We start from the raw sequence: 526 nt of genomic DNA on the forward strand, positions 1-526 counted from the left end.
CGCTACCGCAAGGTGTGCGAACTGGAGGACCGCGAGGTCAGTCAGGCTGAGATCGGCAAGGGGTACGAGGACGCCGACGGTTCGATCATCCCGATCACCGACGAGGACCTGTCCCACCTGCCCATCCCCACCGCCCGCACCATCGAGATCGTGGCCTTCGTGCCGGCCGACCGGATCGACCCCCTCCAGATGGGCGCGGCGTACTACCTCGCGGCCAGCGGGGCCCCGGCGGCCAAGCCGTACACCCTGCTCCGTGAGGCGTTGAAGCGCAGCAACAAGGTCGCCATCGCCAAGTACGCGCTGCGCGGCCGGGAACGGCTCGGCATGCTGCGGGTCGTCGGCGACGCCATCGCCATGCACGGACTGCTCTGGCCGGACGAGGTCCGGGCCCCCGAGGGCGTCGCCCCCGACACCGCCGTCACCATCCGCGACAAGGAACTCGACCTGGCCGACGCCCTGATGGACACCCTCGGCGAGGTCGACCTGGCGGACCTGCACGACGAGTACCGGGAGGCGCTGGAGGAGG

Annotated in this window: 1 protein-coding gene; it reads left to right on the plus strand. The window is 70.5% G+C overall.

All coding sequences use genetic code 11. The annotated features are described in order from the left end of the window. Positions 1-526: non-homologous end joining protein Ku (ku, locus tag CCN44_RS42170; RefSeq protein WP_331478632.1), on the plus strand; the 526-nt coding region annotated here is incomplete at both ends.

Source organism: Streptomyces tricolor (assembly GCF_002155905.1).
Taxonomy (GTDB): Bacteria; Actinomycetota; Actinomycetes; order Streptomycetales; family Streptomycetaceae; genus Streptomyces; species Streptomyces tricolor.